Genomic DNA, 18,719 nt, shown 5'->3' on the forward strand with positions numbered 1-18,719 from the left:
TGGGGTTTCCGGCGGTGCGGCGGCCCGGGTGGGCCAGGGGAGCCGGGCCGGACGCCGTGGGGGGCGCGCGGCCGGGTGAAGACGGTGCGGCGGTGCGGTGCAGGGTGCGGGCGGTGCCGGTGGTGCGTGCGGTGCCGTGTGGTGCGGTGCGGTGCGACAGGAGGTGCGGACGTACGGGCGTACGGCGTGCGGAAGCCTCGACGCGGACCGGCCGGGGCCGGCGCGTCACGACATCACAGATTGGACTGGACCAATATTCGCCGTCAAGGGTCTCCGGTAGTGAATCGCGGACCGGTCGGGCACCCGATGGCCGGCCGGGCGGACCGGTACGGTGGCCTCCCGAGAAGTCCCCGCGTCGAACGGAGAACGGCCATGGACAGCCGCGCCTGGGACGAGCGCTACGCCGCGAGCGAGCTGGTCTGGGGCACCGAGCCCAATCGCTGGGTGGTCCGTGAGCTGGCCGGACTCGCGCCCGGACGGGCCCTGGACCTGGCCGCCGGGGAGGGCCGCAACAGCATCTGGCTCGCCGGTCTGGGCTGGGAGGTCACCGGGCTCGACTTCTCCACCGTGGCCCTCGGCCGCGCGGAACGGCTCACCGCCTCGCTGCCCGACGAGGTCGCCGACCGGCTGACCTGGCGGCACGGCGACGCCCGGGCCTTCGAGGCCCCGCCGGAGGGCTACGACCTGGTCCTGGTCGCCTACCTCCAGCTCGCGGCCGGGGACCGCAGGGCGGCACTGCGGTGCGCCGCGGCGGCGCTCGCGCCGGGCGGCACCCTGCTGGTGGTCGGGCACGACTCCACCAACCTGACCGAGGGGGTCGGCGGCCCGCAGGACCCGGCCGTGCTCTACACCCCCGAGGACGTGCTCGCCGACCTGGCCGGCGCCGGTCTGCGGACGGTCCGGGCCGAACGGGCCCTGCGCCCGGTCGTCCTAGGGGTCGGCCACCGGGACCGGGGAGAGCCGGCGGCCGGCGGCGCGGTGGCGGTGGACGCCCTGGTCCGACTGGAGCGGCCGGCCTGAACCGGCCCACCGGTCCCGGCGGCCGGTCCTGGCCGCCCGCCCGGGCCGCCAGGGCCGCCCGGGCCGTCCGCCTCGACCGGACGCGGTGCGGTGTCGCCCGCATCCGCGGCGGTCGCACGGGGTATGCAGGTGTCCCGGGACGATGGCGTCCCGCAGCGCCAAAAAGATCTACAGTGCTGTAGATTCAAGAGATTCAAGGCGCGAGTGCGATCAACGAGGAGGGCGCGATGAGCGTTTCGCTGGCGAAGGGGCAGAAGCTCAGCCTGGAGAAGCCGGGCGGAGGCCGCCTGGGCGTGGTACGGATGGGCCTCGGCTGGCGGGCGGCGCAGCGCAAGGGCTTCCTCGCCAAGCTGTTCGCGTCCCAGGAGATCGACCTGGACGCCTCGGCGGTGCTGTTCTCCGGGGGCAAGCCGGTCGACGTGGTCTTCTTCCAGCACCTCACCAGCAACGACGGCTCGGTGCGGCACAGCGGCGACAACCTGACCGGCGGCGCCGGGGACGCGACCGACGACGAGACCATCACCGTCGACCTCAACGCCGTACCGGCCGAGGTGGACCAGATCCTCTTCACCGTGAACTCCTTCACCGGCCAGACCTTCCAGGAGGTCGAGAACGCCTTCTGCCGGCTGGTCGACACCCAGACCGGCACCGAACTGGCCCGGTACACGCTCACCGGCGGCGGCGCGTACACCGCGCAGATCATGGCCAAGATGCAGCGCACCCAGGCCGGTTGGCAGCTGACCGCGATCGGGCAGCCGGCCGGCGGCCGCACCTTCCAGGACCTCATGCCGGAGCTGGTCAAGTACCTCTGAGTCGCCCCGGCCGCGCGGCCCGCCCGGTGTCCCGCCCGGTGTCCCGCCCGGTGTCCCGTCCTGGCCGCGCGCCAGGCCGTCGGCGGGCGGCCGACGGCGGGCGGGACCGGTCGGGTGGAGTTCCGTGATAACCCTGCGGGGCTCTCGGCACGTCCGCTAACACTGGCCGCATGGACGATGACGCTGCGCAGCTGCCGGAGCACCTCACGATCCGGGTCACCCACACGGACGACCCGGTCGCCGCGGTGGCCGGTCTGGAGGCCTGGGCATCCCGCGGGAAGTACCCGAACCTGATGATGATGCCACCGGTCTTCGGCAGTCTGGAGCGCACCGGTTCGGGTACCTGGCGGATCGTCGGATTCCACGCCGCCACCCCGCAGGCCGCCCGGGACGGCCTGGGGTACGCGTTCCGGGCCTGGGCGCTCGCCGAGCCCGGTTCGAGCCGGGCCGCCGACCGGGACCTCGACGCGGACGAGCGCGCCTCCTACCGCGCGGCCTACGGACGGATGGAACGGGAGGCGCTCGACGAGATCTCCGCCGGCGGGCGTGACTACCGGATCTTCCGCGCCGAGCAGGTGCTGCGCTCGGGCCCGGACGGTATCGAGCCGCCCCGGCCGACCGACCCGGACCCGGCCGCCGTCGGCGAGGGGCACCGGCTGGCGCCCCGGATGAACGGGTTCGTGATCGACCCGGCGGCGGGCGTCACCCTGGTCGACGGGATCCTGCGGCTGGACATGATGTCGCTGGTGCCGACCGGCCGTTCCATCCCGGAGGACGTCCGGGAGCAGGCGCGGCGCTCCTCCCACCTCCACCCGAACGTGCTGGCGCTGCCCGTGCACTGCGCGGTCGCCGAGTACCGGGACGGCGGCTGGGGCCCGATGACCGGCGCCTGCGAGACCCCGCAGCACGCCCGCGACACCCTGGCCGCCTACCTCCGCGAGTTCGCCCCCCGGTTGGACCCGCACCTCGGGGAGGAGGAACTCGCCCGGTACGCGGAGGCCGCCGACCGCCTGGACGCCGAGCGCTCCGACGAACTCCGCGCCGCGGGCCGCCACTTCCGCCTGGTCCGGGTCGAGCCCGTGGTCCGCCTCGGCCCCGACGGCCCGGAACTTCCGCGCAGCTCGGACTGGGACCCGGAACTCCCGCTGCGCGTTCAGGAACAGCGCGACCGCGAGGCGGGCATCTGCTACGCCGAGAACGAGGCTGAGAACGAGGCTGAGGGCGAGAACGAGGGCGAGAACGAGGGCGAGGGCGCCCCCGAGGAGCGCGGGAAGCCCGGTTGACGAAGGCCCGCACCCACCCCCCGCCGCCGGGACCGCCGCCCCCGGTCGACGGTGACGATGACGGTGTGTCAGTCGCCGCTACGACCGGGGAGAACGGCCGTCGCCGCCATGGTCCAGGACATCGCGATCGGCACCGACGGCGTGTGGGACGCGGTAGACGGGTCGCGGTGCCCTGCCGTACGGCCTGCCGGGCACCGCGAACCAGGTGGGTGCTGTCAGCCCCCGATGAGCGAGAAGCCGAGGACCACGCCCGCGGTGACACTGATCCTGCCCGGCGTCAGGTCGCCGTCGCCGTCGCCACCCGCGCCGCCGCCGCGGTGGCTGCGGTAGTTGTTCTGCAACTGCTCGGAGTCCACGTCCTTGATGTGGACGACCGGACCGAGCCGGACCCGGGCGGCCTCGGCATACAGCTCGGCCTTCTCCCGCGCGGCGGCCACCGCGGCCGTGCGGGCCTGCGCGCGCAGTTCCTTCTTCGCGCTGACGTCGAACTCGACACCGTCGACCTCGTTCGCCCCGGCCTCGACGACATCGACGAGCACGGACTCCAGCAGATCGAGCTCGCGCAGCTCGATCACGAACGAGGCGGTGCACTCGTAACCGAGGAACTTGCGCTTACTGCCGTAGTCCCAGGAGGACTTGAGGTCCAGTCGGGAGGTCGAGACCGCCGTGTCGGGGATCCCGTGGCCACGCAGGACTTCCCGGATCCGGTTGACCCCGCCCCGGGTGGCCTCGAACGCCTCACCCGGCTTCGGCCGCGTCTCCGCGATCGCCACCCGGAGCCGGGCCAGGTCCGGCACCGCGTCCACGCTTGCCGCACCGAAGACGGATGCGCCCCAGGGGGCGTCTATCGAATGCCTGTCAAACATACGGCTCATCCAATCAGCACGATGACTTGACGATCCAGGTGTCCGTACGCGGGACGAGGGCCCGGCGGTCGCGCCGAGCCCTCGGGTCTCAATTCCGTGCCACCACGCCCCGTACTCCCGAGCCGTTGACCCGGGAACGAAGGAGCGCGGCTCAGGTACTAGTGAGCCGAAGGGGATGGCGCGGCGGACGGGGAGGTCGTGGCGCTCGGGGTGCTGCTCGCGGACGGGGTGTCCGTCGGGGTGGGGGTGGGGCAGCCCGGGGCGGTCGGGGTGGCCGTTGCGCTCGGGGTGGCCGAGGGGGTGATCGACGGGGTGCCGGACGGCGTCGCGGTCGGGCTCGCGCTCGGGGTGCCGGTCGGCGTGGGGCAGGTGGTCGGGGTGGCCGTGGGCGTCGCCGTCGGCGTCGCGGTGGGCGTCGTGGACGGGGTGCCGGTCGGCGTCGCGGTGGGGCTCGTCGTCGGCGTCGCGGTCGCGCTGGGGCTCGGGCTTCCCGACGGCGTGGTGGAGGGAGTGGTGGGCGTGCTGCTCGGGGTGCCGCTCGGCTCGGCGGACGGAGAGCCGGACGCGGAGGGCGAGGGGGTGCCGGAGGGCGTCGCGCTCGGCGAGGGCTCGCCCGACGGCGTGATGGTCGGGGCGGTGCTCGGGGTGCCCGGGACGGTCGGCGCGGTGCTCTGGCTCGGCGTCGGCGCCGTGGCCGGCATCGTGGCCGGGGTCGGTGCGACCGGGGTCGGCGGCGTGGTCGGCACGAGCGGCGTCACCGGAGCGACCGGGAGCAGCGGGGTCAGCGGGCTCGGGGTGCCCGGGCGGTTCGGCGTGGTGACCGGGCTGCCGGAGCCGAAGTGGGCCATCCAGTTCCGGACCGTGCGCAGGTACTCGGCGGAGTGGTTGTAGCCGAGGATCGCCCGGTCCAGCTGGGCCGGGTCGGACAGGTCGCGGCTTCCCGCGCACAGGTACCGGCCGGCCGCCTCGGCGGCGTCGAAGATGTTGTTCGGGTCGGCCTTGCCGTCCCCGTTGGCGTCCACGCCCCAGGAGGCCCAGGTGGAGGGGATGAACTGCATCGGTCCGACGGCGCGGTCCCACTGGGTGTCACCGTCGAAGCGGCCGCCGTCGGTGTCGCCGATCGCCGCGAAGCCGGCGCCGTTCAGCGCCGGGCCGAGGATCGGACGGAACGTCGTCCCGGCGGCGTCGACCGCGCCGCGGCCGGCCTGGCCGGACTCCACCTCGCCGATCGCGGCGAGCAGCTGCCAGGGCAGGTGGCAGCCGGGGGAGCGCACGAGCAGCGCGGCCTCGGCCTTGCGATAGGCGGCGAAGACCGTCTCCGGCAGGGCCGGCCCGGAGCGCAGCGGATCGGCGAAGGGGGAGGTGAGCGGCGCGAGCGGCGGCTGGGCGAGCGGGAGGGTGCCGCCGCCGTCGACCGGCGCGGTGCCGAGGGTGCCCGGGAGCGGGGTGGCGCCGGTGCCGAACGGCGCGGTGCCGTCGGCGCCGAGGCCGGGGAGGAGCGCGGCGCTGCCGCCGGGCTGGTCCGGGGCGGGCTCGGCCGCGGCGGTCGGGGCGAGCCGGAGGCCGGTCACCTGGGAGCCGGTCAGGGCCGCGAGCGCGGTGAAGACCGCCAGCATGCCGGTCAGCCGCTTGCCGAGCCGCAGCCGGCGTCCGGTCGTCCGACCGGTCCGCCGCTCCGTCCCCGTGGGCCCGCCGTCGCCTCGCGCGGCCGTGCCGTTCCTGGTCACCATGCTCTGCCCCTCCCCGTCACCGTCCGGTTCTCGGGGAACGGACGGGCTGTCACCATCGTGCCTTCCGGTGCATGACAGATCTCATGACCCGAATGATTAGTATCACGACGATCTGACAGGTCCCCGGTGGCCTGGGGCGATACCGGGCGCCACCGTTCGGTGAACGGACGGTGGACCGGTTCGACCGGACACGGTCAGGGCTGAACGGGACACCTGGGACAACCGGGATGACGCGGACAATCGGGACGGCCGGTCGCGCGGGGCGGCGGCGCGCCTCAGAGTTCGAGGAGCATCCCGTCCTCGGCCACGGCCGCGCCGGCCGCCGCGAGTGCCGGCGCCAGCGCGGTGGCCTCCGGTGAACCCGGGTGGGCCAGCGGGTTGGTGTTGTTGAGGTGGGTGTAGAGGTAGCGCGGTCCGGGTCGGCCGGCCAGGTGGGGGAGCGAGTCGGCGACCGCCAGGTGTCCCATACCGCGCGAGCCCCGGGCGCCGCCGGTGCGCTCGCCGAGCTCGTCGTCCGTCGCGAAGGTGCCGTCCAGGATCACCACGTCCGCGTCGGCCACCGCCCGGTCCATGGCGGGCGTCCAGGCGGCCAGACCGGGGGCGTACACGGCGCCGGCGCTGCCGCCGGTCTCGGTGAAGCGGTAGCCGATCACCCAGTCCGTGCGCCCGCCGTACGGGTCCTCGGACCGTTCGCCCGCCGGCAGGGCGGCCAGGTCGGCGGCGTAGCGGGGGCGCTTGCCGCCGAGGGCCAGCGGTTCGGCCACCAGCCCTCCGGCCAGTTCGACCGGCTCCCCGGGGACGACGGTGTGCCAGCGCGCCTTGGTGTACGGGGCGAGCAGCGGGCCGACCGGGAACGCCTCGTGCAGCGCGGCCCGGACCGGAGCGGTCGCGTGCACCGTCAGCCCGGCGGCCTCGCGCAGGGTCACCAGGCCGAGGGTGTGGTCGAGTTCGCCGCTGGTCAGCAGGACGCCGCGGAGCGGGGTGTCCCGGGTGCCGGGCGGGGGCGCCAGCTCGGGGGTGGCGAGCAGCTGGGACCGCAGGTCGGGGGAGGCGTTGACGAGGTACCAGGCGGCGCCGTCGGCGCTGACCGCGAGGCAGTCCTGGCTGCGGGTGGCACCGGTGCGGCGGGCGGTGGCGCAGCCCGCGCAGCCGCAGTTCCACTGGGGCAGGCCGCCGCCGGCGGCGGTGCCGAGGATCCGGATCTTCAGGGCGTGCTCCGAGGGACGGGTCCAGGGCCGGGGGCGCTCACGCCGGGCCCGGCGCGGACGGGTCGGGAGACTTGGCCGGGGCAGCCGGGGCAGCCGGGGCAGCCGGGGCAGCCGGCCCGGTCGGGACCGCCGGGACCGGCAGCACGGACGGCACGGACGGCAGTGGCGGGACGGGCGCGGTGAAGCGGCGCGGCCGGGGAGCCGGACCGGCCTCCGGGTCGGGCGCGTGCACCAGGTGGTGCTGCGGGGAGAGCCGGCACGCGGGGTCGGTGGCGCCCGGGTCCCCGGTGAACTGGAAGGCCTGGCAGCGGCAGCCGCCGAAGTCCTGCTCGCGGAGGTCGCAGCTGCGGCACGGTTCGGGCATCCAGTCGGTGCCGCGGTAGCGGTTGAACGCGGGCGAGTCGTGCCAGCTCGCGGCCAGACCGTCGGTGACCGCGTTCGGCACCGGCAGCCCGGGCAGTTGGGCGGCGGCCAGGCAGGGCAGCACGGCTCCGTCGGGCGCGACCACCAGTTGCTCGTTCCCCCAGCCGTTCATGCAGGGCTTGGCGGTGCCGCTGTGGTGGTCGGCGACGACATGGGTGATCTCGATCCGGTCGCCGTGCCGCGCGCGGGCGGCGGCGACGTCCTGTTCGGCCTGCCGGACCTGCGCGTCGCTCGGCGCGAGGTGGGCCCGGTTGACCCAGGCCCAGCCGTAGAACTGCGTGTGCGCCAGCTCCACCCGGTCGGCGCCGAGCTCGACCGCGAGGTCGGCGATCTCGCCGAGGCGCTCGACGTTGGCGCGGTGCAGCACGGCGTTGACGGTGAGCGGCAGGCCGGCGCCGGTGAGCAGGGCGGCCGCGGCGAGCTTGCGCTCGTGCCCGGTGGGACCCTTCAACCGGGTCAGCCCGGCGATGGCGTCGGCCTGCCGCGGGTCGGCGTCCTGGACGGACAGCTGCACATGGTCCAGGCCGGCCGCGGCGAGTTCCTCGGCGCGGGGGCCGTCCAGCGGCAGACCGCTGGTGATCAGATTGGTGTAGAGGCCGAGCTCCCGCGCGTGCGCGACGATGATGGCCAGATCGCGGCGCAGCAGCGGCTCGCCGCCGGTGAGGTGGACCTGGAGCACACCGAGCCCGCGCGCCTGGTCGAGGACCCGCAGCCACTGCTCGGTGTCCAGTTCGTCCCGCTGCCGGATGAGTTCCACCGGGTTGGCGCAGTAGTGGCACTGCAGGGGGCAGCGGTGGGTGAGTTCGGCGACCAGGCCCAGGGGGGCGGGGGCGCGCTTGCCGACCGCGGCGCCGGGCAGTCCGGCGGCCGGCTGCGGGTCGGCCGGGCCGCCGGTGCCGTCGAGGGCGAGCAGCCGCCGTTCGGCGAGGTCGGCCAGCAGGGCGAGCACCTGGCCGGAGTCCACGCCCTCGTACTCCTCGGCGAGCCGGGCGGTGACCTCGGCGGCGTCGCGCCGTCCGTCGCAGTGCCGCAGGACCGCGGCGGCGGTCCCGTTGAGCAGCAGCACGCCCTCCGGGTAGAGCAGGGCGGCCTGTCGGCGGACCGGGTCGTGGACCAGCCGCACTCCGCGCCGCAGCCCGGGGGCCACGGCGGCGGGTGCGGCGTTCACCGGCCGGCCCCGGCCGGCACAGGGGCCCCGGCGGCCTCCGCGATGGCGGTGGCCTCCGCCGTGGCGGCGGTCTCCGGGCCGTAGTCGACCGCGTCGAGCATCGCCCGCAGCACCTCGCACTTGAAGGCGAGCGCCGACACCGCGGCGCGTTGCTGCTCGGCCGTCACGCAGTGGTCCAGCACCACGTCGAGCGTCCGGGCGCTGTCCCGCCGGGCGTCGGGGATCCGGTGCTCGAAGTAGGCGTAGCCGGCCGGATCGATCCAGTCGTAGTGCTTCTGCCAGGCGATCACCCGCTCGGCCATGTGGTCGGGCGAGAACATCTCGGTCAGTGCCGCCGCGACGCCCTCCGTCCACGGCCGGGTCTGGCAGAAGTGCAGGTAGCCGTCGACGGCGAAGCGCACACCGCGCGTCACGTGCCGCTCGTCCAGGACCTCGGCGCGGTCCAGTCCGACGGCCTCGGCGAGCACCAGCCAGTCGGCCAGCCCGCCCTCGCCCTCCTGCGGCCCGTCCTGCTGGCCGAGCCGCCGGGTCCACTCCCGACGGACCTCCGGGAGCGGGCAGTTGGCGATGATCGCGGCGTTCTTCCGGGTCAGGCACAGCTGGTAGTACCAGCGGTTGGCGACCCAGCGCCGCAACTCCGGTGGCGTGCAGCCACCGGAGTGCAGGCGCAGATGGAACGGGTGGGTGTCCCAGTACCGTCCCCGCAGGCCGTACAGCCTGGCCGCGAACTCCTCGCGGGTCGACGCGATGGTGGAAGCCTGGGTCACCGAGTGGTCCGCGCGGCGTACGCGGTGACTTCGGCGCCGGTGCGGTGGCACTCCACCGACGGGGCGGACCAGGCGGGCTTGGCCGCGGCCGACGGCGCGGCCGGCGCGGCGGTGGTGACGGGCAGCTGGGGCGTGAGCGTGGACTTCATGGGAGTGCCCTCCTCGGTGAAGTGGGGGTGGGGGTCGGGGTCCGGCGGCCTCTGGAGCAGGACGCTACGAGCCGCCGGGTCCGCCCGCCGGTCCGGACCGTGCGATCGTGTGACATTCGCGATCGAACGGGTGACGCGACGGACTCCGCACCCGGGCGGGGCCCGGGAGGGAAACCGGTGTCGAGTGTGCCGGTCGGGCAGTGCCGTGTCGAGTGGGCGTCACGGGGTGTGTCGGGGTGAGCCGGACAGTTTCGGTCAGGGCGGGACGGGTTGTTCCGCGCGGGATGTGCGGGGCTGTGGTGATGTGTTCCGGCAAGGGATGTGCCGGGACGCGGCGGGGGTGCCGGGGTGTGTCGGGCTCGGACGGACGGGCTCGGACGGACAGGCTCGGCCGGACCGGCTCAGGTGGACCGGCCGAAGGCCACCAGATGGCCGTCCTTGGTACCGACGAACACCCGCCCGCCGTCCGTCGCCGGGACCGAGAACCTGGTCACCGTGCCGAGCGCGAAGCTGCGCCGCAGCTTGAGCGAGCCGTTGACCGGAAGCGCGTCGTAGGCCCGCAGTTCGCCGTTCTGGCCGCCCGGTCCGGTGCCCGAGTAGATCGACCACACCAGGGCCGAGCCGGCCGCCGTCCCGTTGGAGGTGACGACCGGGGAGCCGGAGGCGTAGCCGAAGCCCTCGGGGCTGGTCGCGGCACTGGTCAACTGGGGGTTCCCGGCGCTGTTCACCGAGTACTTGAGGGCGCGCAGCGAGCCGTAGTTCTCGACCAGGTAGACGTAGCCGCCGTCGCCGCCCCAGACGCCGGCGTGGCCCCAGACGCCCTTGAACGGGCCGGTGGTGCCGACCACGCCGTCCGTGCCGTTGGGGCCCTGGCCCATGCCGCCGAGCCGGTCCCGGTCGAGCAGGAAGATCCGCCCGTCCTTGCCGACCTGCACCATGAGGTGCGGGTGCGCGGCGTTGCCGAAACCGGACGGCAGGGCGACCGGGCCGCCGGAGCCGAGGTCCACGTCGCCGTGGTCCATCTCGCGGTTGTTGGTGGGGCTGAAGAAGTCCCGCGGGGCGAGGCTGCCGTCGCTGTTGACGCCCAGCCGGACGACGGACTCGGCGAAGTGGCCGCCGGGCTTGTCGCCCGGGCCCTTGAGCGGCGAGGAACCCTCGCCCGCGCCGTTGCCGGTCGCGACGAAGATCCGCCCGGAGCCGTCCGAGACCAGGCCGCCGCCGCTCATCCAGACACCCGCGTTCTGCGAGGCGGAACCGGACTCGGTGGACCAGAGGGTGAGTTTGCGGGTGCTGGTGTTGACGCCCGCGACCGTGCCGACGTACGTGCCGACCCCGCAGTCCGAGGCGAAGCCGAAGTAGACCGCGCCGTCGAGCAGCAGCAGTCCGGCCCGCTGGGCCGAGGTGTTGGGGTTGAACGGCACCCCGGGACTGTTCACCGGCGAGCCCGCGACGGTGACCGGCCAGCCGCTGCGCGAGGCGCCCGTGGTGGCGTCCAGGGCGTGCACTGAGAAGTGCGCTCCGCCGTCGCCGGACTTGCTCACCAGGTAGACCGTCTTGGTCGCCTTGTCGTAGACCGGGGTCGAGATGATGCCGGTACCCGGCGAGAGGCAGGCGGTGGAGGAGGCCACCGGGGTGCCGAGCGCGCGCTGCCAGAGGATCTTCCCGTCCGACGCGTTGACGCCGTAGACGTGGTTGGTCGAGGTCGCGACCACCACGGTCGAACCGGCCACCAGCGGTTGGGCGTACACCGCGCCGTCGACGGCGGTCGACCAGCGGCGTCCGAAGTCGGCGCCGGACACCTGGGCGGGCGCGAGGCCGGGTTCGTTGGCGTCCCAGGCGGTGCGCATGGTGTTGACCGAGACGGTCGGGCTGTCGGCCCGGGCGGGGACCGCGCCGCCGAGCGCGCCGGCGGCGAGGGCCGGGGCGAGCAGCGCGAAACCGGAGAGCAGGGCCGCCCCGGTGCGCCTCCGCCGGGGGCCCGCCGGCGGGGAGGTCGAGCCCGGGGAGGTCGCGCCCGGGGAGGTCGCGTCCGGGGAGGTCGCGTCCGGGGATATCGGACCCCGGGGTATCGGCTCCGGGTGCCGTCCGGTGGGGTGCCGTCCGGTGGGGTGCGCGGGTGGGTGAGATCGGCTCATGCGATCCGCCTTGGCTGTCGGGGAGTACGGCTACGGCGCCGTGGCGTCATTCTGCGAACGCCCGCGCCGTACCCGCATCCGCCCGAACCCCGGAGCCCGCCCCGTTCACGCCCCGGGGGGAACGCACTGCGCCGGGCGGCGGCGCCCCCGGCCGGGATCCGGTGGCGGTCAGGACAGCAGGGCGCTGCGGTACTGCATGATCCGGTAGTTCGTCGCGTCGTACCACTGGCTGACGACGATGTGGAAGTTGCCGAACGTGGAGCCGGGGACGACGAAGCCGCCGTACGGGGCGGCGACCAGGTTGCCGACCTCCTGGCCCGGGTTGCCGGGGAGGATCATGGTCTGCTCCAGGGTCCTGGTCAGGTCGGCGGTCGGAAGCGGGAAGACCATCGCCCTGATCGACAGCGGGTCCATGTTGAGCCAGGTGAGGACGTACTTGCCGTCCATGGCGCGGAAACACAGCTCGCCCCACCTGCGGGTGCCGAACACGGTCGTCGGGGCGGGCGCGTTCCACCGCCAGCCGTCGTCCGTGTAGCCCCACGGCTCGTAGGCGTCCGGCTCGCCGAGGCGGTCCTGCCGCACCCGGTGCAGCAGCATGCCCGACTGCACGTCACGGTTGAAGACCGTGGACAGGACGTAGCAGTAGCCGTCGTCGGCCACGGCGTAGGTCTTCTGCTGGAACTGTCCGCCGTGCAGGTCCCCCGGCCACTGGCAGAGGTACTCCCAGGTCTCGCCGTTGTCGGTGGAGCGCCAGAAGTCGGTGTGGTGGGTGTCGTAGATGACGCCGCGCATGAGGTGCATGTACATCACCCCGTCGACGACGAAGGCGTCGGACGGGATCGCCGTCGTGTTGTGGTCGCCGACCGGATTGTGCGGCTCGTCGACGAGGCTGATGCCGTGCTCACCGCGGACGACGCCGTCGATGCGCAGGCTGCCGGGGTCCGCGCTGCTGGAACGCAGGCCGACCGGCGCGTTCCAGTCGGGCGCGCCGACCTGGTCGCCGCCGAAGGTGTCGCCGCACACGAAGAGCATGGTGCCGTCGGGGCAGCGGACGGGAATGCCGAGATCCGTCCACGGCGCCGAGAACGGGCCGGTCTCGGCTGGGCCGCTGAGGTTCTTCACCTTGACCGTGATCGTCGGGCTGGTCGGGTCGTACGGACCGTTGGCGACCGCCGCCGGGGCGCCCGAACCGATGGCCCCCGCTCCCACCGCGACCCCGAGGCCGATCCTCAGGAGCTCGCGGCGGGAGGGTCCGCCGGTCGTCGCTTCGTGCCCGTCCGATGAGTGTGTCATGGTGCGGATGGCCCTTCCGGAGAGCCGCGTTCCCGCGGCTGCGAACGGACCGTGGACATCCGCGTGTTGGCGGTGACGGCCCGTCACCGAGACTAGGGCGCAGGACGCTCGCCGCATCGGTCGGTGGACGGACCTTCACCCGAAGTGAGTAGACCGGGGTGGTGTGCCCCCGAGCGGCCTCGCCCTGTCCTAGACCAGCTTGGACAGGGCGAGGGCGAGCGTGCTCGCGGCCGCCGCCTCGGCCGCGGCGTTGACCTCGTCGTTCGGGCCCCGGTCCTTGACCACCTCGACGGAGTAGACGTGCCCGTCGGAGACGAAGAACACCTCGGGCCGGAAGCCGTCCTTGCGCTGGACCAGGTAGGCCTCCTGGCCGACGCCCGGGAGCGGGGTGGACGTGAACTCCGGGTTGCTCTTCAGCGCGGCGAGGGTGGAGGGGGAGCTCTCCCGGATGTCGGCGTAGGACTGCCGGGAGCCCCAGGTGCAGCCCCAGACCGGCTTGCCGTCCACCGGGCTGAAGTGGGTGCCGGTGAACGGTCCGGCGGTCCCGACGACGGCGATGACCTGCGGGGAGGTGAGGAGGGTGCAGGCGTCCGCGGGGCGCTTGCCGGTGCCCGCCGGGGTGGTCCCCGCCGTGGGCTCGGAGGTGGCGGACGGCGTGGCCGAGGGCGGTGCGGCGGGGGTCGGTGCGGTGGGGGTCGGTGCGGTGGGGGTCGGGGCGGTGGCGGGGGTGGTGGCCGCCGGGCTGCTCGTCGTGCCGGTGCCGGTGCCGGGGGCCGTGGTGGCGGTGCTCGTCGGCGCGGGGGCCGCGGTGGATCCGCCGCCCGAGGACGAGCAGCCGGCCACCGCGACGGCCGCGAGGGCCAGCGCCGGCAGCCAGGTGTACCGGCGGCCGGCCGTGATCGGTGTCCTGCGGTCCATGGAACCCCCTCCGATGGTCGTCCACCGGTGCGGCGGACGGCGTGGTGGCAGGATCCTACGGCCGGGAGGGGGCCGGTATTTCCCGTTCCTGCTACGGGAGTTGGACAACCCGGTCACGGGCGCGGAGCCGGCGCCTCCGGAGGCCGGAACGGCGGTCCGGGGCACGGGGGTGGTACGCGCACGTGCGGCCGGGCTCCCGGCGGCGCCCTGGGCCGAGCGACTGACCAGGCCGGATGCGGAATCCCTCAATACCAGTGCGGTCGGGTCGCTGTCGAGGACCGGAGGGCGTCTTCCCCGGACGGGTGACGTTCTGGTGAAAGTGGTCATGCCAGGAACGGCGGCCCGGCATCCTGAGCCCGTGATCAGGCGGATCCCGGGGCGGGGCGGGGCGCGCGACCAGTGGGACACCTGAGGGACGGAGGCCCTGACAATGAGCACCAACCTGCCGGAGACCGTGGTCGAGGCCCCGGCCGCGCCACCCGTACCACCCGTACCACCCGCGCCACCCGTGCTGCCCGCGCCACCCGTGCTGCCCGTGCTGCCCGCGCCGCCGAGAGTCGTCGATGACCTCACCCGCGACCTCACCCACGCGGCCGCCGCCGTCCGGGCCGCCTCCCGGGGCGGCCGGAGCGGCGGGGACCTCGCGGTGGCCGCGTACACGGCGGTGGTGTGCACCGGGCGGTCGGCGGCCCGCGCGCTGGAGGAGGCCGCCGCCTGGTGCCGGCAGGCGCCGGAGGCGGAGGTGCACTCGCTGGCCTGGGCGCGCGTCCCCGGCCATCGCGACGACGTCTTCGAGTACCGGGTCACCCTCGCCGTCAGCTTCCCCGACCAGGAGACCGGCGAGCACTCCGGGGACACCCACCACGCCCGGCGCTGACACCGGGGGAGCCCTCGGACGAGTTCTCGTAGGAGTCCTCGTAGAAGGCCGGGCGGGACGGGCGGGAGGTCGGGCGGAGGTCGGGCGGGAGGGGCCGATCGGCGGGGACCGGCCGGGTCGGCCGCGTCGTTAGACTCGGCCCATGAATCATGGGGGAACGAACGACCCGGAGCCGGAGGCCCGGAAGCTGCCGACCGAGGACCGCGGTCCAGCGTCGGAGGAGCGCGAACTGTCGACCGGCCCGGCCGTACTGGTCACCCTGCTCGCCGCGTTCTGCGGCGGGCTGGTGATGCTGCTCGTGCTGCACGGGCTGGGCTGGACGGCTCCCGGCCTCGGTTGGCTGGCCGCCAAGGGCGCCGTGAAGATCGGCGCCGGCGGCACGGTCGGACTGGTCGCCGCCCTCGGCTGGCTCAGGGCCCGCCGCGCGGACCGGCGGACGGACGCCGCCTGAGGCGTCCGGGCCGCTCGGGCGGCCCGGACGCGCGAGTTCAGTCCTGCGCGCCCGTCGCGCACTCGGGGTGGCCCCAACCGCCGCCCACCTTGGTGATCTTGTCGCCCTTGGCGTAGGGCCGCGAGCACGGGCAGGTACCGGGGAAGCGCGCGGACAGCGTCGGAGCGCTTCCCGAGGACCGGCGCTTCGCCGCGGCCGGGGAGGCGGTACCCGCGCTTCGGGTGCCGCTTCGGGCCGCGCCGCCGCGGGTGGCTCCTCCGCGGGCGGGGCCGCTCGGGGCCGGGTCCGGCACGGGGAGGTCGGCGGCCGTCCCGCCGGCGGCCTCCTGGGTACGGGCGGCGTCGCTGGCGGCCTTGTCCGCCACGGCGTTCAGCGGATCGCCGTCCACCTGGTGCGCGGGCACGTAGACGAAGGTGACGTCCCGCCCGTCGAGCAGCTCGTCGATCCGCTGGATCAGCTCCTGGTTGGCGACCGGCTTGCCCGCGGCGGTCTTCCAGCCGTTGCGCTTCCAGGCCTTCAGCCATTTGGTGACCGAATCACGGGTGTAGGTGCTGTCCAGCCGGACCTCCAGCGGCACGGCGGCGTCCGTGTCGGCCAGCAGCCGCTCCAGTGCGGTGAGTTCGCCCACGTTGTTGGTGCTGTGCCCGAGCGGTCCGGCCTGCCAGCGCTGCGGCACCCCGGCACTGTCCGCCACCACGTAGGCCCAGGCCGCCGGGCCCGGGTTTCCCTTGGCCGCCCCGTCACAGGCGGCGATGATTCGGTCGTTCATACAGCGATCATGCCAGGACGGGCGATGGTCCCCGGACCACGGCGGGCTACGTGAGCCACGGCGCCTCCCGTGACGGCATCCGCGACGGCACGCCGGTCGGGGCATCGGTCGACGCGGCGGGCGGTGCGGCGGGCAGTACGGCGGCCGGTGCGGCGGGGGGTGTGGCTTCCAGTGCGGCGTCCAGGCGGTCGGCGAGGGTGCTCCACGGGTGGCAGTCGACCACCGGGAGCGCGTGCCGGCGGGCCTCGGCGGCGAGCCAGTGCGAGTACCGGGCGCCCACCTCGGCGCGCCCCGTCTGGGCGCCGCTCGCCGGTTCGCGCGCCGCGTAGTTGGCGGCGATCCGGTCCGCCTCGCCCTCGTGCAGGAACACCGCCCGGACGTCCCGTCCCGTCGCGCGTCCGAGGGCGACCGCCCGGGCGCAGACGGCGGGAGTGAGGTAGTCGCCCTCGATCACGGCCGGGACGGGGACGGTCAACCGGTTGCGCACCACGCCCAGCGCGGCCGGCTCCAGCGCCTCGGCGGTGGCGATCTGGAGCTCCAATACGCGCCCGGGCGGCCACGTGTCCCCCGGCCGCTCGGACACGGTGGGCCCGTCGAAATGGTGCAGCGCCGGATACCGCTCGGCGGTGGTGAGTGCCTGGACGGCGGCGACCACGTCGTCGAACTCCACGACGAAGGCACCGGTCGCCCCGGCGATCCGGGCGGCCGCCACACTCTTCCCGACGCCGGAGGCGCCACCGAGCAGTACGAGTTCCCAGGTCCGTTTCGGCATCCGATGACACTATCGCGCGGCATCCGGGCGGATCATCCGGATTCCGTACCCACCCGACGGTTCACCGGTCGGTCACGGCCGAACGGAGACCGCGGGCGGCACGGATCCGCTGTCCGGGCCACCGCGCCGGGCGGTGAGCACGGGCTGGTAGTACCCGCTGGACTCCGGGCTGTGCCAGGTGATGCCGGTGAAGCCGGCCTCGGCCACGAACTCCGTCAACTGCGAGCGCGTCAGCGCCCAGTAGGTCGTCCGGCGGACCCGGACGTCCCAGGTGCTCTCCGCGGGGATGAGCTGGAAGTGCTCCAGGTCGTAGCACTCACCGTCTTCGTGCCAGTGCCAGAGCTGGAAGGTGATCACCTTCCCTTCGCCCGTTCCCGAGACCTGCGGAGGCGTCGCGGTGGGTCTGGCCCGCCGCGCCTCGTCGTAGTCCCGGACGGTGACCATCAGCAGTCCGTCGTCCCGGAGGACCCGCCTCATGCCGAGGAGCGCCGCTCGGAGGTCCTCGCCGGAGAGCAGGTGCGGCAGGGAGTTGTCCGCGCAGACGATCACATCGAAGGCGCCGTCAGCGAACGGCAGTCGGCGCACGTCCGCCGCAGTGACCGGAAGCCGGCTGCCCCTGGCCGCCGCCTCGGCCGCGGCCCGGGCGGCGGCGGCCGGGCTGAGGTCGCTGCCGACGACCTGATGCCCGGCCGAGGCCAGCCCGATCGCCTGGGTGCCGATCCCGCACGAGCAGTCGAGGACCCGCTGCGGCCCCGCCCCCAGCCCCTGACGGACGAACTCGCTCAGCACCCCGGCCTGATACGCCATGCTCGCGTCCCAGTCCCGGAACATCAGGTGGTAGTCACGGGCCAACTCGTCGTAGAAATCCCGCACGGAGAATTCGGACATGCACCCACCCTATGAAGGATCGTTTCAGGGTCGACGGCGGCTGCTTCGCACGTTTCTCCAGCGGACCGACGAGGACCGGCCGGCCGACGCCCCGTCCGAAGCGATCGGCAGACACCCATGACGGGCCGATCGGCCCGACCGTCGGTTCCCGCCGCTGTCTCAGCGCACCAGACCGTTGTGGCCGGTCGGGTCGCTGTGGACGCCCTTGTCACCGTAGGCGTTCCAGCAGCGGCGTCGCCGAGCAGCGTCCACAGGGTCTCGCCGGCGGCAGTCCCCAGGATCCGGCTCCACTCGTGGTCGGGGCACTCGGGCGTCCGGAGGCCCGCCAGGGTGTCCGCCAGGGTCTCCTTGATCGCGTCCTTGCTGAGGAGCGGAAGGTCCGACTCGGCTGCCAAGGCTCGCGCGAGCGTTGTCTTCCCCGCTCCGGGAAGCCCGTTGACCAGTACCGTGACCATCCGACGGCCCTATCGCCGGACACCCGGCCAGGCCGGGCCCTGGCGATCCGGCGTCCCTGGTGAGCCCCGCCGGGCGGAGCCTCAGGGGTGAGGGTGCCCGGCCGGGGGTGGTCCGGGGTGGTCGAGTCGGCGCTGCCAGGTCGTCAGGAGGGCCTCCAGGGCGGAGGCCTCCTCGGGGGTGAGGACGCTCAGCAGGCGGTGCTCGTTGCGCATGTGCGCCGTGAACGCCTCGTCGAAGAGCCGTCGGCCGGCCTCGGTGAGTGCCACCACCCGGCCTCGGCCGTCGGCCTCGCTGCGGCGGCGGGTGACCAGGCCCGCCCGTTCCAGCCGGTCGATCCGCTTGGTCATGGCACCGGTGGTGACCATGGTGTGGGCGGCGAGCTCCCCGGGTGCCCGCTCGAACGGGGCGCCCGCCCGGCGGAGTGCGGCGAGGACGTCGAACTCGCCTTCGCCCAGGCCGTAGCGGCCGTAGACCAGGCAGAGCTCCTCGGTCAGCCGGCCGGACAGCCGGTGCAGGCGTCCGATCACCGCCTGCGGGGAGACGTCGAGGTCGGGCCGTTCCCGGCGCCACTCGGCCTGGATGGCTGCCACATGGTCGGTGGCGGTCTGGTCGGTGGCAGCGTGGTCGGTCTGGTCGATGGCCGTGTAGTCGGTGCGGTCGGTGACCGTGTGGTCGGCGGGGCCGTGGTCAGGGCTGGTGGGCGCGGGTGCCATGGCTGCATCCTAGCGCAGTAG

The 18,719-nt window shown here is 74.4% G+C and carries 19 protein-coding genes; 5 read left to right on the forward strand and 14 right to left on the reverse strand.

What is annotated here, in order from left to right; all coding sequences use genetic code 11:
- Positions 1-372: 372 nt before the first annotated feature.
- The 3 genes from SM793_RS26250 to SM793_RS26260 all read left to right on the forward strand — a co-directional run bounded on the left by SM793_RS26250 (position 373) and on the right by SM793_RS26260 (position 3,115).
- Positions 373-1,020, forward strand: a complete 648-nt coding sequence (locus tag SM793_RS26250; RefSeq protein ID WP_320440747.1) for a class I SAM-dependent methyltransferase — start codon at positions 373-375, stop codon at positions 1,018-1,020.
- Positions 1,021-1,247: 227 nt separating this feature from the next.
- Positions 1,248-1,832, forward strand: a complete 585-nt coding sequence (locus SM793_RS26255) for a TerD family protein (RefSeq protein WP_320440748.1) — start codon at positions 1,248-1,250, stop codon at positions 1,830-1,832.
- A gap of 170 nt (positions 1,833-2,002) precedes the next feature.
- On the forward strand, positions 2,003-3,115 hold the full coding sequence (locus SM793_RS26260; protein WP_320440749.1) for a DUF5954 family protein: 1,113 nt from the start codon (positions 2,003-2,005) through the stop codon (positions 3,113-3,115).
- 215 nt (positions 3,116-3,330) lie between these two features.
- Here SM793_RS26260 and SM793_RS26265 read toward each other — a convergent pair whose 3' ends face one another.
- The 9 genes from SM793_RS26265 to SM793_RS26305 all read right to left on the reverse strand — a co-directional run bounded on the left by SM793_RS26265 (position 3,331) and on the right by SM793_RS26305 (position 13,772).
- The gene (locus SM793_RS26265) at positions 3,331-3,981 is read right to left on the reverse strand and encodes an SIMPL domain-containing protein (RefSeq protein WP_320440750.1); all 651 of its coding nucleotides are present in this window, start codon (positions 3,979-3,981) and stop codon (positions 3,331-3,333) included.
- Positions 3,982-4,139: 158 nt separating this feature from the next.
- Positions 4,140-5,711: a lytic transglycosylase domain-containing protein gene (locus SM793_RS26270; protein ID WP_320440751.1), complete on the reverse strand. Its 1,572-nt coding sequence runs from the start codon at positions 5,709-5,711 to the stop codon at positions 4,140-4,142.
- Between the two features lie 275 nt (positions 5,712-5,986).
- Positions 5,987-7,030 (reverse strand): pyrroloquinoline quinone biosynthesis protein PqqB, encoded by a 1,044-nt coding sequence (pqqB, locus tag SM793_RS26275; protein WP_320440786.1) that lies wholly within the window; start codon positions 7,028-7,030, stop codon positions 5,987-5,989.
- Positions 6,957-8,510 (reverse strand): pyrroloquinoline quinone biosynthesis protein PqqE, encoded by a 1,554-nt coding sequence (gene pqqE / locus SM793_RS26280; protein WP_320440752.1) that lies wholly within the window; start codon positions 8,508-8,510, stop codon positions 6,957-6,959. The genes pqqB and pqqE overlap by 74 nt, the downstream gene beginning before the upstream one ends.
- Positions 8,507-9,277, reverse strand: a complete 771-nt coding sequence (gene pqqC / locus SM793_RS26285; protein WP_320440753.1) for a pyrroloquinoline-quinone synthase PqqC — start codon at positions 9,275-9,277, stop codon at positions 8,507-8,509. Before pqqC ends, pqqE begins: the two co-directional genes overlap by 4 nt.
- Positions 9,274-9,426, reverse strand: coding sequence for a pyrroloquinoline quinone precursor peptide PqqA (gene pqqA / locus SM793_RS26290; protein WP_320440754.1), 153 nt, complete (start codon positions 9,424-9,426; stop codon positions 9,274-9,276). The genes pqqC and pqqA overlap by 4 nt, the downstream gene beginning before the upstream one ends.
- 401 nt (positions 9,427-9,827) lie before the next feature.
- Complete coding sequence (locus SM793_RS26295; RefSeq protein WP_320440755.1) at positions 9,828-11,561, reverse strand: PQQ-binding-like beta-propeller repeat protein; 1,734 nt, start codon at positions 11,559-11,561, stop codon at positions 9,828-9,830.
- A gap of 168 nt (positions 11,562-11,729) precedes the next feature.
- Entirely contained in the window at positions 11,730-12,854 is a 1,125-nt protein-coding gene (locus SM793_RS26300; protein ID WP_320440756.1) for a DUF4185 domain-containing protein, read from the reverse strand.
- Between the two features lie 189 nt (positions 12,855-13,043).
- Positions 13,044-13,772: a hypothetical protein gene (locus SM793_RS26305; protein WP_320440757.1), complete on the reverse strand. Its 729-nt coding sequence runs from the start codon at positions 13,770-13,772 to the stop codon at positions 13,044-13,046.
- A gap of 430 nt (positions 13,773-14,202) precedes the next feature.
- Between SM793_RS26305 and SM793_RS26310 the strand changes: the two genes are divergently transcribed.
- Positions 14,203-14,649, forward strand: a complete 447-nt coding sequence (locus SM793_RS26310; protein WP_320440758.1) for a hypothetical protein — start codon at positions 14,203-14,205, stop codon at positions 14,647-14,649.
- Between the two features lie 142 nt (positions 14,650-14,791).
- Positions 14,792-15,100: a hypothetical protein gene (locus SM793_RS26315; RefSeq protein ID WP_320440759.1), complete on the forward strand. Its 309-nt coding sequence runs from the start codon at positions 14,792-14,794 to the stop codon at positions 15,098-15,100.
- 37 nt (positions 15,101-15,137) lie between these two features.
- Here the strand turns inward: SM793_RS26315 and SM793_RS26320 are convergent, their stop codons facing one another.
- The 5 genes from SM793_RS26320 to SM793_RS26340 form a co-directional block, all read right to left on the reverse strand.
- On the reverse strand, positions 15,138-15,869 hold the full coding sequence (locus SM793_RS26320) for an RNase H family protein (protein WP_320440760.1): 732 nt from the start codon (positions 15,867-15,869) through the stop codon (positions 15,138-15,140).
- A gap of 46 nt (positions 15,870-15,915) precedes the next feature.
- Positions 15,916-16,641 (reverse strand): AAA family ATPase, encoded by a 726-nt coding sequence (locus tag SM793_RS26325; protein ID WP_320440761.1) that lies wholly within the window; start codon positions 16,639-16,641, stop codon positions 15,916-15,918.
- A gap of 72 nt (positions 16,642-16,713) precedes the next feature.
- A complete protein-coding gene (locus tag SM793_RS26330) occupies positions 16,714-17,529 on the reverse strand; it encodes a methyltransferase domain-containing protein (protein ID WP_320440762.1) in 816 nt (271 codons plus the stop codon).
- Positions 17,472-17,984 carry an AAA family ATPase gene (locus SM793_RS26335; protein ID WP_320440763.1) on the reverse strand — a complete coding sequence of 171 codons (513 nt, stop codon included), beginning with the start codon at positions 17,982-17,984 and terminating at the stop codon, positions 17,472-17,474. Before SM793_RS26335 ends, SM793_RS26330 begins: the two co-directional genes overlap by 58 nt.
- 81 nt (positions 17,985-18,065) lie before the next feature.
- Positions 18,066-18,698, reverse strand: a complete 633-nt coding sequence (locus SM793_RS26340) for a MarR family transcriptional regulator (RefSeq protein ID WP_320440764.1) — start codon at positions 18,696-18,698, stop codon at positions 18,066-18,068.
- Positions 18,699-18,719 lie beyond the last annotated feature (21 nt).

The organism is Kitasatospora purpeofusca (assembly GCF_034043715.1).
In the GTDB taxonomy this organism is placed as follows: domain Bacteria; phylum Actinomycetota; class Actinomycetes; order Streptomycetales; family Streptomycetaceae; genus Kitasatospora; species Kitasatospora purpeofusca_A.

What these genes read in the sequence shown, in the direction of transcription:
- SM793_RS26250 (WP_320440747.1), top strand. Translation starts at nt 373, where the DNA reads ATGGACAGCCGCGCCTGGGACGAGCGCTACGCCGCGAGCGAGCTGGTC.
- SM793_RS26255 (WP_320440748.1), top strand. Translation starts at nt 1,248, where the DNA reads ATGAGCGTTTCGCTGGCGAAGGGGCAGAAGCTCAGCCTGGAGAAGCCG.
- SM793_RS26260 (WP_320440749.1), top strand. Translation starts at nt 2,003, where the DNA reads ATGGACGATGACGCTGCGCAGCTGCCGGAGCACCTCACGATCCGGGTC.
- SM793_RS26265 (WP_320440750.1), bottom strand. Translation starts at nt 3,981, where the DNA reads ATGTTTGACAGGCATTCGATAGACGCCCCCTGGGGCGCATCCGTCTTC.
- SM793_RS26270 (WP_320440751.1), bottom strand. Translation starts at nt 5,711, where the DNA reads ATGGTGACCAGGAACGGCACGGCCGCGCGAGGCGACGGCGGGCCCACG.
- pqqA (WP_320440754.1), bottom strand. Translation starts at nt 9,426, where the DNA reads ATGAAGTCCACGCTCACGCCCCAGCTGCCCGTCACCACCGCCGCGCCG.
- SM793_RS26295 (WP_320440755.1), bottom strand. Translation starts at nt 11,561, where the DNA reads ATGAGCCGATCTCACCCACCCGCGCACCCCACCGGACGGCACCCCACC.
- SM793_RS26300 (WP_320440756.1), bottom strand. Translation starts at nt 12,854, where the DNA reads ATGACACACTCATCGGACGGGCACGAAGCGACGACCGGCGGACCCTCC.
- SM793_RS26305 (WP_320440757.1), bottom strand. Translation starts at nt 13,772, where the DNA reads ATGGACCGCAGGACACCGATCACGGCCGGCCGCCGGTACACCTGGCTG.
- SM793_RS26310 (WP_320440758.1), top strand. Translation starts at nt 14,203, where the DNA reads ATGAGCACCAACCTGCCGGAGACCGTGGTCGAGGCCCCGGCCGCGCCA.
- SM793_RS26315 (WP_320440759.1), top strand. Translation starts at nt 14,792, where the DNA reads ATGAATCATGGGGGAACGAACGACCCGGAGCCGGAGGCCCGGAAGCTG.
- SM793_RS26320 (WP_320440760.1), bottom strand. Translation starts at nt 15,869, where the DNA reads ATGAACGACCGAATCATCGCCGCCTGTGACGGGGCGGCCAAGGGAAAC.
- SM793_RS26325 (WP_320440761.1), bottom strand. Translation starts at nt 16,641, where the DNA reads ATGCCGAAACGGACCTGGGAACTCGTACTGCTCGGTGGCGCCTCCGGC.
- SM793_RS26330 (WP_320440762.1), bottom strand. Translation starts at nt 17,529, where the DNA reads ATGTCCGAATTCTCCGTGCGGGATTTCTACGACGAGTTGGCCCGTGAC.
- SM793_RS26335 (WP_320440763.1), bottom strand. Translation starts at nt 17,984, where the DNA reads ATGGTCACGGTACTGGTCAACGGGCTTCCCGGAGCGGGGAAGACAACG.
- SM793_RS26340 (WP_320440764.1), bottom strand. Translation starts at nt 18,698, where the DNA reads ATGGCACCCGCGCCCACCAGCCCTGACCACGGCCCCGCCGACCACACG.